Raw genomic sequence first — 13,616 nt, forward strand, 5'->3', positions numbered from 1 at the left:
CAGGCACCTACCCGTCCCTCCGTGGGACCTGACCCGCGCCCGACGCGACCACACGTGTACCGGAGGAAGGAAGGGATCCGCATGACTGCGGCCGGGCCCAGCTGGCAGACCAGAGCGGTCGGCAAGCTCCTGCGGCTGCGCGGAGGCAAGAAGGTGCTCGCGTCCGCGGGCCACACCCGCGCCCGCGTCGCCCAGCGTGCGCTGCGCCCCGCTCCGTACGCGCCGCCGAAATCGCTGGAGGGCAGGACCGCGCTCACGGTCGACCTCCAGGGCGACTGGCCCCTGTACGACGTCGGCCCGGCCACCGAAGCGGCGAGCCGGAGGGTGCTGTACCTGCACGGCGGCTGCTACCTCTTCGAGATCCTCCCCGCCCACTGGCGATTCGTCGCCCAGCTCGCCCGCCGCGCCCCGGCGCGGGTCACTGTGCCGATCTACCCCCTGGCCCCGCGCCGCCACGCCTCCGACCTGGTTCCCGCCACCGCGAGCCTTCTGGCCCGCGTGATCGAGGAGGCCGGGCCGGACAACGTGATCCTCATGGGTGACTCGGCGGGCGGCGGCCTGGCACTCGCCACTGCCCAGTACCTGCGCGACCACCACGGTCTGCAGCCCGCCCGTACCGTCCTCATCTCGCCCTGGCTCGACGTGACGACGAACCACCCCGACCAGGCGGCCATCGAACACCTCGACCCGATGCTCGCCCGCCCCGGACTCACCGAGGCCGGACGCCTCTACGCCGGAGGGCTCGACCCGGCCGACCCCCTGGTCAGCCCACTGAACGGAACCATGAAGGGCCTCGCCCCGCTCACCGTCCTGTGCGGCACCCACGACATCCTCGTCACCGACAGCCGCGCCCTGACTGTCAAGGCCCGCGCGGCCGGAGTCCCGATCGACTACCACGAAGCCGCCGCCATGCCGCACGCCTTCCCGCTCATGCCCACCCCCGAAGGCCGTACCGCCCGCGCCCTCGTCGTCGACGCCTGCCGCGTTCCGACGCGGACCGCACTCTCGCACCCGCCCCACCCCGGCGAGTAAGGGCGACGATGAAGAGAAACCACGTTCCAGCGGTTCCCGAGCAGCACGCAGCACGCAGCACGCAGCACGCAGCCCGCACCCATACCGCTCGGCGTCCGGCGGCCCCCCGGTCCCGTCTGCGCCGACGCGTGCTGACCGGACTCGCGTGCGTGCTCGCGCTCGCCGTCGCCCTGGGGGCGGGCGCGATGTGGCTCATCACGGGCAAGTTCGTACAGCCCATCGACGACACCCCGCTGAACACCCACGTCGTCTCGGCGGGCCGGGGAACGGTGACCCTGCCAGCCACCGGCGAGAGCCGACAGGCCGGCGTCTACGGCCTCATCTGGAAGGACGACTCCACCGGCGAACGCCGACAGGGCATCCTCGGGCCGATCGTCCGGGCCGACGCCGACACGGTGACTCGCGAGCTCACCCACGACGGCACCCCACCCGCCGCGGACGCCGAAGCGAAGATCTCCGTCACCGTGTGGGCCACCGACCCGAGGCGTGCACGGGGGCTCGACTACCGGGACGTCACCTACCCCACCGAGAACGGCCCGATGCCGGCCTGGTTCCTGCCCGGCACCAAGAGCACCTGGGTCATCCAGGTCCACGGCCTCGGAGCCGGTCGCAGCGCGGGACTCCGTACCCTGCCCCCGTTGCACGCATTGGGCTACCCCGTCCTCGACATCACCTACCGCAACGACCCCGGCTCCCCGCACGACGCCGGCGGGAACCGAAAGTTCGGCGACAGCGAGTGGCGCGATCTGGAAGCCGCCGTCCGCCATGCCCGCGCTCAAGGCGCCGCCGACGTGGTGCTCTACGGCTTCTCGATGGGAGGCGGCGTCGTCGAGACCTACCTGCACCGCGCCACCGACACCAGTGCGGTCCGATCCGTCATCCTCGACTCTCCCGCACTCGACTACCGCGCCGCCATCGACACGATCGCGAGCGGCCTCGGCCTGCCGACTGCCGTCGGCGGCATCACCGCCGCCTTCGTGGAGCTCCGATCCGGAGCCGACCTCGACGCCGTCGACGCCCTGTCCGCGAATCGCCGGGCCGGCGGACCCCGGCAGCCCGTGCTCCTCTTCCACGGCACCGGCGACCGCGTCGTTCCCCACTCCACCAGCGTCGCCTTCGCGCGCGACTGGCCGGACGAGATCACCCTCGTGACCGTCGAGGGCGCGAGCCACACCGGCGCCTGGAACGCCGACCCCGACACCTACGACAAGCACCTCGCCGCGTTCCTCGAACGAACCGCGTGACGACGCGGCGAGGCCCGGGTCAGGCGGCGGCCTGGAGGGCGGGCAGGTAGGCGCCTGCCTGCCCGGCCGCCGTGGGGTGGAAGGACTGTCCGAGGGGCCAGTTGAGGGCGTGAAGCCAGGGGGCGGAGCCACACAGCTGGTGGCCGGCGAAGCGGTCGGCGACGTCTTCGTAGACGAAGCCGCTGTGCTGGGCGACCTCGTCGCGGATCACGGTGTTGAGGGCGTCGGCTCCCTTGTTGAGCGCGGTGCGCTTGGTGGCGCTGATGCCGGGGCAGGCGGTGATGGCGAGGTCGTAGAACCTGGGGTAGCCGAGGATCACGACGCGGGCCTGTGGGGCGCGGGCGCGGACGGCGTCGTAGAGGGTGCCGAGCTTGCCGGGGAGCGCGGTGCGGGCGGCGGTCTCGGCGGTGGCGACGGCGTCGAGGCAGGCGCTGTCGCTGCCGAACAGGCAGGTCGTCATGACCGTGCCGAGGCCGATGTCGTTGCCGCCGATGGTCATGCTGACCAACGTGGTGGTGCCGTCCAGCGGACTCAGCTGGTTGGTGAGGACGTCGGTGGTCTTCGCGGCTCCGCACGCCTGGAAGTCGAAGGTGTCGGGGGCGGTGAGCTGGTTGTAAAGGTAGGGGTAGGAGTTGACGCTCTGGTTGCAGTCGTTGAGGTACGTGGTCGAGGAGCCGCCGCCGGCGGAGTAGGAGTCGCCGAGGGCCACGTAGTGGACCCCCGCGGCGGGGGCGGCGACGGCGTGACCGGTGGTGGTGAGGCCGAGCGCCGCTGTCGTCAGCGCGGCGAGGACGGCGGCGAGGGCGCGGACGCGGGTTCTGGGCATGCCGGGGGAACGGCTCTTACGCATGGTGGTCTCCAGGCGGGTGAGGGGGTGGTCAGACGCTGCGGGCGCAGCGGAATCCGGCGTGGCCGCTGGTGCTGTTGGGGGTGTTTGCGGTGCGGGCGGCGACGCGGTAGCGGTTGCAGTACGAGCGGTGGCACAGGTGGGATCCGCCGCGGATGACCTTCGCGGTTCCGGTGGCGGGGCCGGGCGGGTCGTCCAGGGGGCGTTGGGCGGGATGGCCGGTGGTCCACCAGTCGGCGCACCACTCCCATACGTTGCCCGAGGTGTTGTACAGGCCGTATCCGTTCGGCTCGAAGGCGTCGACCGGCGCGGTGCCGCGGAAGCCGTCGGCGGCGGTGTTCTTCGAGGGGAAGGTGCCCCGCCAGATGTTGCAGCGGTAGGTGCCGTCCGGCTCGAGTTCGTCGCCCCAGGGGTAGCGCTTCTGTTCCAGGCCCCCGCGGGCGGCGTACTCCCACTCGGCCTCGGTCGGCAGACGCTTGCCGGCCCAGGCCGCGTAGGCGGCCGCGTCGTTCCAGGACACGTGGACGACCGGATGGTCGCTGCGACCCGCGACGTCGCTGCCGGGCCCCTCGGGCCGGTTCCAGGCGGCCCCGGATACCCCGCACCACCACGGCGTCCGCTCCGGGCGCCGGGCACCCCGGCGCAGCGCGGCGGGCAGGAACCCGGCGAACACGTAGGACCAGCCGAAGCGTTCGGCTTCGGTGACATGACCGGTGTCGGCGACGAACCGGCCGAAGGCGTCGTTGGTGACGGCGCGAGTGTCGATGAGGAACGGTTTCAGCCGCACCGCCCTGACCGGTCCCTCACCGTTTCCGGGAAAGCCTTCCGCGTCGTCCGTGCCCATGAGGAACTCGCCTCCGGGCAGCAGCACCATCCCGACGGCCGAGCTGATGTGGCGGGGCGGCGGTGAGGAGAGCAGCCGTAGAGGTGAGGTGGACCGGCCGGGCGACCGTGCGGGTGTGCAGCAGGCGGCGGGCGCGCCGGGGACATGTCCCGCCCTCTCGTCGCCCTGCTCGCGCGTGGGAGGCCCCGGCTTCATGACAGGGCCTTCTCGCGCCGCTGGTCGAGGTCGGCCTGCATGCGGGCGCTGTCGCGGGCGTACGCGCGGTGCAGCAGGGTCAGGAACGCCCCGTTGACCAGCATCAGGACGACCAGGACCCACAGGAAGACGGGGCGCAGCCCGATCGCGTCGCCGAGGAAGCCCGCGCCGAGTCCGAACAGGGCCCAGGCGATCGCCTCGAAGACGGAGATGTAGAGGGTGAAGGCCGCCGGTCGTAGCTCGGGCGGGACCACAGCCATGATCATCGGCCGGTTGATGCCGGGGTTGACGCCCTGGGCCACGCCCATGAGGCCGAAGAACAGCGCGTACAGGCCGATGCCGCCGTAGTGGAACTGGGTGCCGAAGAAGGCGAGGACGGCGAAGAGGATCTGGGCGGCCTGGAGCACGGCGGGCAGGCCGTGGCGCGGGCTGAGGCGGGCCGCCCAATCGGCGACCAGACCGCCGAGGATCGTTCCGGCGAAATAGCCGATCCCCATGGGCATGAGGACGACGGACGCGGTCTGGGTGGTGAAGCCGTAGACCTCGACGAGGAAGACCACGGCGAAGGAGAAGACGAGCAGGTGCCCGGAGAGGAGCCTGGAGACCAGGAGAACCACCAGGGTGGGGATCTTCAGGAGGGACGCGACCTGGCGTCGGCTCACCAGGCCGGAGGCGTCCCGGGTGGCGTGGTCGAGGTCGGTGAGCTGCGGCTCGGAGGCGCCCCGGCCCGGGTCGCGCAGCAACCGCCACAGCACGAGGCCGAAGAGGATGCTGAACGCGCCGATCGCCCACAGGCCCCAGCGCCACCCGTCCTCCACGCCCGCGAGCTGGCCTTTGAGCGTGGCGAAGACCGACGAGGCCAGCGCGGTCGCCCCGAAGAGCATGCCGACGGCCCGGCCGCGGGACGAGCTGTCGAACAGGTCACCGACAAAGGTCGTGATGATCGGGTGGGCTCCGGCGTATCCCGCGGTGAGCAGGGTCGAGAACAGCAGGAGCTGGGTGAAGTTCTGGGCGAAGCCCGCAGCGATGCCCCAGATGCCCCACATGCCGGTGCAGATGACGAGCACCGCCTTGCGGGACCAGCGCTCGGCGGCCCACACCCACAGCGGTGCGGTGATCACGCCGATCAGCTTGCCCGCGGCGGTCAGGACTCCCAGGGCGCCGAGCGAGAGCCCGAGGGCCTGCCGGATCACCGGGAACAGGCCGCCGATCATGCCGGCTTCGGTGTTGTCGACGAGCATGGCGCCGCCCAGGAGCGACAGCTGCCGCCACCGGCCGGGAACTCTGGTGTTCGGGGCCCGTCCGGTTCTGGAGGGATCCTGGATAAGCTCGGGCATGACGCCTCGCTTCCTCTAGGTGTGTGGTCTCTTCGCTGGAGATGCACGGGGGAAAGGGGTGTGTCGGTCGGTGACGGGGCGGCAACCCCGTCACCGGCCACTTCGTCGGTGGTTCAGAGTGCGGCGAGTTCCTCGGCCACCGCCATGAGCGCGTCTCGGGGCATGGCCCCGGCCGCCACCGCCGCGACGTCGATCAGCGGCATGGGCCCGAGGAGCTGGAGGAGCTCGGAGTCGAACAGGCTGGGCAGATGCCTGCGCAGCACGACGGAGGTGACCGGGTCGGACATCAGCGTCCGCATCGGCGTCCGCAGCGACACCCGCCCGGCCGGGAACTCCTCGGGCCGCGGCAGCGCTTCCGCAGCCCGCTCGGCCTGGGCGCGCTGAGCGCGCACCAACAGGTGCTTCTCGGTCACCGGGTCGTCGGCGGGCAGCCCGAGCCTCTCGTACTGGCTCGGCGGCGCGTCGCTCTCCCGCATCAGGCCGACCAGCAGGGAGGCCATGCGCAACTCGGCCTCGTCATCGACCAGCGGGGCCAGCTGCTCCGGATCGCTCCCCAGGTCGAACAGGAGAGTGCCGTGCTGATAGGGGTTGAGGAGGCTGCGTCCGGGCGTGCGCAGGGTGCGGACGCCCTTGGTGAAGCCGAACGGCTCGGCCAGCTCCGCGTCCACCAGCTCGGCCGGGCTGAACCGGCCGCGCATGTGGGTGGGCATCAGCGTGTGCTCGTACAGCGGGGCGTTGTCGGACGAGACGGGCGCCCGCATGTACACGTACCGTCCGTCGGTGACGTTGACGTGCCCGCCGTGCGCGCCGAAGAGACCGGCCTCCCGTACCGGAGCGTCGTCGGCGACCGGCAGCGGCGCGCCCTGTACGTCGGCCGGTCGGTCGACGCCGAAGTACTCCAGGACCGTCGGCGCCAGGTCGATCGTCTGCACGAGTGCCGAACGCCGCTCACCGGCCGTCTCCGGATGGCGCGGGTCCCAGGCGAACAGCGGCAGATGGACGAGCTCGTTGTACCAGGGTTGCACCCACTTGGCCCACCAGCCCTTCTCGCCGAGCAGGAACCCGTGGTCGGTGTTGACGATGAGCAGGGTGTCGTCCCACAGTTCCAGCTCGTCCATGGTGTCCAAAACGCGGCCCAGGGAGCGGTCACACATGGAGAGCAGCGCCGCGTACTCGAAGCGGGCGTGTGCCACCTGGTCGTCGGTCTCGGTCACCCGCTTGTAGTCGGGCCAGTCGAAGTGCGGCCCGTCGTATTCGTGCGGGTAGAGGTCCTTGTACCGCTGGTGGGAGAAGAAGGGCTCGTGCGGGTCGAAGGTCTCGATCTGTACGAACCAGCGGTCGGTGTCCTTGTTGGTACGGATGAACTCCAGACCGGCGTCGAAGGTCAGCGTCTGCGGATGCCGGTCCTCCGTCGCCATGTAGGAGCGGTTGATCCAGTCCTGGCGGTACGCGGGGGTACGCATTCGCTTCAGCCCCTCGGGTATCTCGGGGTCCGCGACGTGGCCCTTCCACGGGTCGCCCTCCTGCCCGCGGAAGAACTCCCAGGTGTTGTACCGGCCGTGGTAGGTGGCCCCGCCGTCCTCCCAGTAGTGCGGATGGTCGCTCGCGAGATGGGTGTAGACGCCGTTCTGCGAGAGCAGTTCGGGCATCGAGTCGTCGAACGGCTCCAGCGGTCCCCAGCTACGGTGCAGGAAGTTGTGACGGCCGGTGTGCAACTCCCGGCGGGCTGGCATGCAGGGCAGCGAACCCGCGTACGCGTTGTCGTACGTGACCGCCCGTTCGGCGAGGCGCGCGAAGTTCGGCGCGTGCGTCCAGTCGGAGCCGTAGGGCGGCAGCATGCGCCTGTTGAGACTGTCGAACATGACCATGATGGCCTTCATGCGGAGGAATCCCCTCTCTCGGTGTCCGGCGTACGGTGGTGTCCGAGGCGTTCCCGCATGCCCTCCAGCCAGGCCACCCAGGTGTCGACAGCCGACGCTCCGTACGCGTGCAGCTCGTCGAAGACCTCTTGGGCCAGCCCCGGGTCCAGCTCGGGCAGCGGGCCTTCGAAGCGCAGGGTGCGGTCGCGGCCACGGTTGCGGGCGATCTGGGCGCGCCGATAAGCGAGTTCGGTCTCGATCAGACCGATCGCGGCCTGCCGGTTGAGCGGGGCGGTGAAGGCGAACCGGGCCAGGAAGTCCGGATCCTGGAACCGGCTGGTCGGCTCGTACGGCGAACGGACCCACTCCCACAGCACGTCACGCCCACGCGGGGTGAGGTGGTACACCTTCGCGTCCGGCCGCCCCTCCCGCGGATCGACCTCGAACGCTACCCAGCCGTCGGCCGTCATCCGCCCGAGCAACCGGTAGATCTGGCTGTGATGCGCCCGTGACCGCAGGAACTGGCCCTCGGTCTCGACCCAACGGCCCAAGTCGAAGCCGCTCCGTGGGCGCCCCGCGATCAACGCGAGCAGCACGTATTCGAACTTCACCGGCCCACCACCCCTATGTGCACTGTCATCTATGTGTTCAGTGTTGTAGGCGCTGTGCGGAGGGGCGTCAATGGATCCGGCGCGCACTTATCAAGGCCGTATCACGCCGTTCATGCTCAGCCGTGGTCGTGGCGGAGCCGAGTGGTCGGTGCGTCGTGGCTGGCTCCTCCAGCCGATGGCGTCGTGTGGCGGGAGGGGGGAAGGGGTGCCGTTCGCAGCCGGACGAGTCCGTTTCACCCCGCGATTTGTTCAGCGCGGTGCTGCGTCAGCATGCCCAGTCGAGGAGTGGCGGATGGCGAAGTGGCGCGTCGGCGGTGCTGAAGCGCTCCGTGCCGACCGCGTACGGCAGTCGCGCCTTCTTGTATGCCCCCTGGCGAGATTTGGTCGACTCCCCACGGCTCTGACCTCGGGCCCCACGTCAGGTCGCAGAGCGAACCTTCGCTCACCTGCTCAGGCCCCGCTGCCTACGGATCCGCTGAAGGATCCCGCGACGACACCCACGAAGCCGGCGTCACCTCGCCCGCCGGCACGGGACGGCCGTGGCATGGCATGGACGCGTCGGGCTCGACCCCGAGCGCATCACCTTGCAGGAAGAATGTTCTGCCGGGAATGGTGACGCTCGCTTGACGCCGGTGTCCGGTTGCCCCTACCGCGCGGTGGGCTCCGGAGGTGCAAGACGTCGTTTCATCCTGCTGTCTCATCTTGGGATGCGGCTTTGCTGTACTGGTGACGGGTCGCGCCAGGAGATGGTGCTCTCGCCGGTGAGGCGGCGGGCCATGAGGTCGGTCATGGCGAGGTGGATCACGGCTTCGGAACGGTGCGGGAGGGTCTCGTAGCCGCGGGCCAGGCGGCGGTGGAGCATCAGCCGGCCGTAGGTCCGCTCCACCGCCCACCGTTTCGGGATCGGAGTGAACCCTCCGGCCCCAGGGGTGCGTTGGACGATTTCGAGGTCGATGCCGAGGGTGGCGGCGTGGACGGCGAAGTGCTTGCGGTAGCCGCCGTCGACCCATGCTTTGCGCAGGGTGGGGTGGTGGGCGGCGGTCTGCTCCAGGCGGGTGTGGCCGACGGTGGGGTCCTGCGTGCCGGCAGCGGTGACCAGCGCTGCCAGCGCGCAGGCCGAGGGTGTCAATGACGATGCTGCGCTTTCGGCCCACGATCTTCTTGCCCGCGTCGATGCCCTGGCTTCGGGCGGGGACGCTGGTGGCGGTCTTGACGCTCTGTGCGTCGATCACGCAGGCCGACGGGTGGCGTTCTTGCCCTCCTGCTGGCGGACCAGTTCTCGTAACAGGCCGTTGAGCTGGCGAAGATGCCGTCCTTCTGCCACCTCGCGAAGTGGCCGTATGCGCTCTGGTGCGGCCGAAAGTCGTGCGACAGGTAGGCCGCCCTGGACGCCCACTGGCAGCCGGTGCGGCCCACGTAGAGGATCACGTTCATGATCTCACGCAGGTCATGCCGTGGTGGCCGGCCGAAGTCCAGGGCCCGCCCGCGACGTTCGAAGCGCCAGACCGGCAGCACCGGCTCAGCTCCCAGCGGGCTCCCATGCCCCGTCGCGCCGGTGGGCGAGGAAGAGCCCCTTCCAGATGCTCGCCAGCAGCGGGGTCGCGGTCATGACGATCGCCTCGCTCCTGTCCGGTGCGTGACGCCACTGTCGCAGCACTGCGGACAGTGTCACCCCGCCACCGACAGGCCCCGCCGACCTGCGCGAACGGCGTGCCGCGACGGCTCACCCGCCCGTCAGTCCGCCCGCGGCGGACGTGTCACCACCGCACGGGCAGCTCCCGCCTTCCCCGGATCAGCATCCCCGGGAGCCACTCCCCGGGCTCCCCGTCCGCCGCCAGGTCCGGGAGGCGCTTCAGGAGGGTGCCCAGCGCCACCTCGCCCTCGAGGCGGGCGAGGGGGGCGCCCAGGCAGAAGTGGATTCCGTGTCCGAAGGAGAGATTGCTCCGGGCGTCGCTGCGCCGTACGTCGAAGCGTTCCGGGTCGGGGAAGCGCGCCGGGTCGTGGTCCGCGCCGGCCATGGCGATCAGCACGATGGCGCCGCGCGGCACCTGTACGCCGCCGATCTCGGTGTCCTGCAGGGCGATGCGCGGCGTGGTGGTCGCCACCGGACCGTCGTAGCGCAGCGTCTCCTCCACCAGCCCCGCCGCCAGCCCGGTCGGATCGGCCCGTACGGCCGCCAGCTGGTCGGGGTGATCGAAGAGCGCGCGCACGGCGTTGCCGATGGTGTTGACCGTCGTCTCGTGCCCGGCGACGAGCAGCAGGAAGGCCAGCGAGACCAGCTCTTCCTCGGTGAGCCGGTCGCCGCCCTCGTCGACCGTGTGGACGAGGGCGCTGAGCAGGTCCTTCCCGGGGCTCTCGCGCTTGGCGGCGATGAGCCCGGCGAGATACGGCATGATCTGCTCGTACGCCTCCTTCTCCGCCTCGGGGCTGGTGGGCGCGAGGGTCTCGTTGGACCAGGCGTGGAAGGAAGCACGGTCCAGGCCGGGGACGCCGAGCAGTTCGGAGATGACGATCATGGGGAGCGGGGAGGCGAACGCCTCGATGATGTCGGCGCTGCGCGCACCGTCCGCCGTCATGCCGTCCAGCAGCTCGTCGGTGATCTCCTGGACGCGCTGCCGCATCCCCTCGACCCGCCGGGCCGTGAACTCCTGCGACACCAGCTTCCGCAGCCGGGTGTGGTGGGGCGGGTCGCTCATCAGCATGTTGGAGTTGCCGAGCATGTTCAGGGCGTACGGCGGCTCCCAGCCGGGCTGCCGGTAGTCGCGCTGCCAGTCCCGGCTGAGGTGCGGGGAGCCGAAGGCCTCGCGCGCGGCTTCGTACCCGACCACGAGCCACACCACCCCCCTGTCGGGTCCCATTACCTGGTGCACCGGACCGCGCTCGCGCAGCCGGCGGAAGGCGGTGTACGGGTCGGCGACGAAGTCGGGGCTGAGCGAGGCGAGCACCTCGATCTCGCCGATGCTGTCGGGCCGGTCTGTTCTGTCGGGTATCGCGGGATCGACGGCGGCTTTCTCGGTCTCGGTCACGACGGAATTCCCTTTCCTCAGGCCCGGGTTACCGGCCCCCGCCGGCCACTCCGAGCACGGCCGCTGACTTTAATCCCGCACCTCCACCCACACAACTACCCACTAGTCCCGCGTTCACCAAACTGACAAAGAACATCAAAAGAATTCGCTTACCAGAGCCACATATGCGGATGCGTCGGCAACGCGCCTGTGCGGACAGGCCACCTCCGTCCCTGTGCTTCGACGTGGGGTTCCGCCGCATCGGCCGCCCTGTCTGCAGGGGGACAGGGCAACTGCGCCGCTCCTGGCCGGATTCAAGCGTCGATAATTTCCTTCTGTGCCAATTTTCGCAGACGTCGTCTTGGTTCCGCCGCTGTCAAGGTCATCCATGGAGCTGAACTCTGACTGATTTCAAGCCAATTGAAACTCAGTCACACCCTTCGCTCTGAGCGAACGGCTTCTCAACTCCCCCTGGATGGGGGGCGGAGTGCGTGTTAGCTTCGTTAAGCGCGAGAGGGTGGGTGGAATGCTGCTTCCGGCTCTAATTGGGCGCCGCTGTTGACGAAGGCGTGAGGGCCCTTGCCTGGGATGGCGAGGCGGCCGACGAGGCGGCAACAGTGCGGGGCGCGAGACGTCAGCCGCGCTGGAGAAGGTGAGCCGGCAGACCAGGCAGGAGTCGGCCGGGGTGGGAAGTACTGCACATGGCAGCCAAGCCCGAGGCGTGGGCCGCGAGGTGAATGTTCTCCACCGCCGCGCCGATGGCCAGATGGTGGCGCAGCCTTCGAGGTCGAGCAAGGTCTGCGGCTGCGCGGCGTCGACGCGGCAGTTCAACGCCTCGTCATGGCTATGAACTGCCAGCGCCTGTTGCCGCCGGACGGCGCGTGGATGCCGTGGGCGACCAGGCGGCGGATGCCTTCGGGTGCAGCCGTGACTGACGTCGCGGACCGCACGATCCGGGAGTTCCTCGTGCCCGACCTGGGCGAGGGGCTGCTCGACGCGACCATCGTCGAAGGGCTGGTGGTGCCGGGGGATACCGGCACCGTCAACCAGCCGCCGTGCGTCCTGGAGACGGCCAAGGCCGAGATGGAGAGCCTGTCCCCGTACGCCGGGACCGTCGTGGAACGGCGCGGCGAGCCGGGACAGACCCTGCCGGTGGGCACACCGCTGACCTTCATCGACAGCGGGGCGCCCGCGGGCACCGGCAGGGCTGGGCGTCGCCGAGGACCCAGGTGCGGCCACGAGTGCCGGGCCGGACACGGCCGTCGGCGCGGTCAGCGCCGACCGTACCGGCGCTGATTCGGGACCGGTGCTCGTCGGATGCGGCACGCGGGCAGGGTCGGACACCGGGCGGCGCGCGGTCCGCAGACGCCCCGCTCCCCGCCGTTCGCCGTCCACTGTGCCGACCGACATCGGGCGCCCCCGGGCCAAGCCGCCCGTACGGCATCTCGCCCGCAGGCTCGGGGTGGACCTGGCCGCGGCTGGGCGCCGGCTCGGGTCCGGACCTGTCGACCGTGCGGCTCGCCCAGGAACCGGCGCGGCTGACGGCCGGGGCGCGCGTGGGCGCATTCACCCCCCCCGTGAGCTGACCGGCTCCACCTTCATGGTCTCCAACTTCGGCGCACTCGGCCTGGATGAGGGCGTGCCGGTCGTCATCCACCCTGAGGCGGCGATCCTCGGCGTGGGGTCCATCCGTCCCCGCCCCCACGTCGTGGACGGCGACCGGCTCGTTGTACGTGTACGGCCCACTGCGAAGCTCACCTGCGCGTTCGACCGCCGGGTGTGTGATGGCGCCGAGGCCGCGGCCTTCCTCACCGCACTGGGCGCACTCGTGGAGGACCCCGACACCATCCTGCTGCGGATGTGAGCGGGCACCCACGCGCTCACTCCCTGTCCATGACTCCTGACTCCCTATGCCTGAGGAAACGGCGCCACCGAAGACGGCGTTATTGGAGTACGCGGACGCCCGACGGGCAGGGAGGCGGTAAAGGCGTCTTCTCGCGCCAGTTCACGTCGCCACTACGGATTTCAGGACGAACCGGGTGGGTCGCATCCGTACGTCGGCCTGAGCGTGCGTGGCAATCAGGAGTCAAGGGGCGGTGTGAGCCCCGGCTCGATCGTCGAGCGGAGGTAGATGCGCGTCGTGCCCGGGGTGTACTCGTGCGAGAACACCTTCACGCAGTACGCGAGGTGCTCGGTATCGGGCGAATCCACGTTGTCGGGGCAGAATCCTCCCATCAGTAGCCCGTCGACGAGCGTTTCGGGCTCCGGGAGCTTGAGGTGCGTGAATCCGGCCGCCGGACGGTAGTCCGACGGTTCGGGCTCCAGGTTGCGGATCATGCGGGCACCCTTGGGCGTCAGCGGAGCCAGGTACGCCTTCGCTTCGAGGGTCGGCAGTGTGAAACTGAGCAGCCCCGTGTCGTACCGCTCGCCGACCTTGTATCCGGCCCGCCGGTCCGCGGCGTTCGCGGGGACGCGCAGGCCGATCTGCTCACTCATCCACGCGGGCGTGGCGCCGGTCTCCCAGCAGCACTCCTTCTCCTTCCGGGCCGAGTCCGAGAGCCATGTGTCCGCGAGCAGGTAGAACGCGCCGAGTGCCACGACGACGACTCCCACGAGCCCCGCGGCTGCGACAAGCAGCCGAC

The 13,616-nt window shown here is 70.4% G+C and carries 11 protein-coding genes and 1 pseudogene; 4 read left to right on the plus strand and 8 right to left on the minus strand.

The features are described from left to right. The first annotated feature begins 81 nt into the window (after window positions 1-81). A complete protein-coding gene (locus OG514_RS23085) occupies window positions 82-1,032 on the plus strand; it encodes an alpha/beta hydrolase (protein WP_266897728.1) in 951 nt (316 codons plus the stop codon). Between the two features lie 128 nt (window positions 1,033-1,160). Next, a complete protein-coding gene (locus OG514_RS23090; protein ID WP_266897730.1) occupies window positions 1,161-2,276 on the plus strand; it encodes an alpha/beta hydrolase in 1,116 nt (371 codons plus the stop codon). 19 nt (window positions 2,277-2,295) lie between these two features. Here OG514_RS23090 and OG514_RS23095 read toward each other — a convergent pair whose 3' ends face one another. From OG514_RS23095 to OG514_RS23125, 7 genes and pseudogenes are all read right to left on the minus strand, one after another. Further along, window positions 2,296-3,126 carry an SGNH/GDSL hydrolase family protein gene (locus tag OG514_RS23095; protein WP_266897732.1) on the minus strand — a complete coding sequence of 277 codons (831 nt, stop codon included), beginning with the start codon at window positions 3,124-3,126 and terminating at the stop codon, window positions 2,296-2,298. 28 nt (window positions 3,127-3,154) lie between these two features. Then, on the minus strand, window positions 3,155-3,997 hold the full coding sequence (locus OG514_RS23100) for a formylglycine-generating enzyme family protein (protein ID WP_266900932.1): 843 nt from the start codon (window positions 3,995-3,997) through the stop codon (window positions 3,155-3,157). A 161-nt stretch (window positions 3,998-4,158) separates the two neighbouring features. Further along, window positions 4,159-5,499, minus strand: a complete 1,341-nt coding sequence (locus tag OG514_RS23105; RefSeq protein WP_266897734.1) for an MFS transporter — start codon at window positions 5,497-5,499, stop codon at window positions 4,159-4,161. 113 nt (window positions 5,500-5,612) lie between these two features. Continuing rightward, window positions 5,613-7,379, minus strand: coding sequence for a sulfatase (locus OG514_RS23110; RefSeq protein WP_266897736.1), 1,767 nt, complete (start codon window positions 7,377-7,379; stop codon window positions 5,613-5,615). After that, window positions 7,376-7,969 carry a PadR family transcriptional regulator gene (locus OG514_RS23115; RefSeq protein ID WP_266897738.1) on the minus strand — a complete coding sequence of 198 codons (594 nt, stop codon included), beginning with the start codon at window positions 7,967-7,969 and terminating at the stop codon, window positions 7,376-7,378. Before OG514_RS23115 ends, OG514_RS23110 begins: the two co-directional genes overlap by 4 nt. Window positions 7,970-8,666: 697 nt before the next feature. Beyond that, window positions 8,667-9,510: pseudogene (locus tag OG514_RS23120) on the minus strand (IS5 family transposase). Between the two features lie 216 nt (window positions 9,511-9,726). Beyond that, entirely contained in the window at window positions 9,727-10,995 is a 1,269-nt protein-coding gene (locus OG514_RS23125; protein WP_323181588.1) for a cytochrome P450, read from the minus strand. A 906-nt stretch (window positions 10,996-11,901) separates the two neighbouring features. Between OG514_RS23125 and OG514_RS23130 the strand changes: the two genes are divergently transcribed. Next, complete coding sequence (locus tag OG514_RS23130) at window positions 11,902-12,270, plus strand: biotin/lipoyl-containing protein (protein WP_266897740.1); 369 nt, start codon at window positions 11,902-11,904, stop codon at window positions 12,268-12,270. Between the two features lie 100 nt (window positions 12,271-12,370). Then, window positions 12,371-12,838 (plus strand): 2-oxo acid dehydrogenase subunit E2, encoded by a 468-nt coding sequence (locus OG514_RS23135; RefSeq protein ID WP_353962704.1) that lies wholly within the window; start codon window positions 12,371-12,373, stop codon window positions 12,836-12,838. A gap of 215 nt (window positions 12,839-13,053) precedes the next feature. On the opposite strand, the gene OG514_RS23140 is transcribed toward OG514_RS23135, so the two are convergent. Beyond that, window positions 13,054-13,572 carry a hypothetical protein gene (locus OG514_RS23140; RefSeq protein WP_266897742.1) on the minus strand — a complete coding sequence of 173 codons (519 nt, stop codon included), beginning with the start codon at window positions 13,570-13,572 and terminating at the stop codon, window positions 13,054-13,056. Window positions 13,573-13,616 lie beyond the last annotated feature (44 nt).

The organism is Streptomyces sp. NBC_00572 (assembly GCF_026341815.1).
In the GTDB taxonomy this organism is placed as follows: domain Bacteria; phylum Actinomycetota; class Actinomycetes; order Streptomycetales; family Streptomycetaceae; genus Streptomyces.

What these genes read in the sequence shown, in the direction of transcription:
- OG514_RS23085 (WP_266897728.1), top strand. Translation starts at nt 82, where the DNA reads ATGACTGCGGCCGGGCCCAGCTGGCAGACCAGAGCGGTCGGCAAGCTC.
- OG514_RS23095 (WP_266897732.1), bottom strand. Translation starts at nt 3,126, where the DNA reads ATGCGTAAGAGCCGTTCCCCCGGCATGCCCAGAACCCGCGTCCGCGCC.
- OG514_RS23100 (WP_266900932.1), bottom strand. Translation starts at nt 3,997, where the DNA reads ATGGTGCTGCTGCCCGGAGGCGAGTTCCTCATGGGCACGGACGACGCG.
- OG514_RS23105 (WP_266897734.1), bottom strand. Translation starts at nt 5,499, where the DNA reads ATGCCCGAGCTTATCCAGGATCCCTCCAGAACCGGACGGGCCCCGAAC.
- OG514_RS23110 (WP_266897736.1), bottom strand. Translation starts at nt 7,379, where the DNA reads ATGAAGGCCATCATGGTCATGTTCGACAGTCTCAACAGGCGCATGCTG.